Source organism: Desulfosporosinus metallidurans (assembly GCF_001936615.1).
GTDB lineage: Bacteria > Bacillota > Desulfitobacteriia > Desulfitobacteriales > Desulfitobacteriaceae > Desulfosporosinus > Desulfosporosinus metallidurans.
In genome coordinates, this window is record NZ_MLBF01000179.1 from 1 (window position 1) to 637 (window position 637).

Annotated in this window: 2 protein-coding genes; both read right to left on the reverse strand. The window is 55.9% G+C overall.

The window, feature by feature from the left end:
- Positions 1–182 (reverse strand): universal stress protein (locus tag DSOL_RS30305; RefSeq protein WP_170871637.1); only part of this gene is annotated, 182 nt, incomplete at its 3' end.
- The coding region (locus DSOL_RS26255) for a universal stress protein (protein WP_139314647.1) at positions 101–637 on the reverse strand (537 nt) is incomplete at its 5' end. The genes DSOL_RS26255 and DSOL_RS30305, both read right to left, overlap by 82 nt.

A 637-nucleotide genomic window follows, 5' to 3' on the forward strand; every position in this document is an offset into this window, starting at 1 on the left:
GGGCTATCAGAACATCGCATTTGGCATGGGCCGCAACTTTGCTGGACACACTGCCAAGAGAACCGCTCAATGCCATGCATTCCTCTGGAGCCAAGAACGATCATGTCCGCGCCAAGTGTTTCGGCGGTTTCCAGGATTTTGCCCGCAGGGTGTCCAAATTCCAGTATCGACTGGGCGCGTATCCCCCTTGTCGGCCAGTAACGCGCAAGCCTTGTCCAAGAGTTCTTTGCATTCTTTGGCGAATGCGTTGTTTATCGTCTCGCAGTAGCCTTCCGGAAATCCCGCCGCCGAGCAACTGAGTTCCGGGGATCACAGAGATGACAAACAATTGCGCATCGAGCGTTTGGGACAGCCTGGCCGCACGCTCCATGGCAACTTCGGCATAATCGGAGTTGTCGTAGGCGAGAAGTATTTTCACGCGATACTCCTTTAAGCGAGTGGCTTTGTTCGGTTGGCACAGGGATGCCTGCATCGAAACCACAGCATCAAAACGGGCTGCCCGAAGGGGCACTATCGGGGCAGCCCGTACGCGCCGCGCTGCCGCTACACCTTCACCAGTTTCACCTGGGTTTGGTAAAACACTGCCGAGCCGCCCACTTTGTCCACAAGACAGGTGTTTTTTGAGCACTGGGTCCAC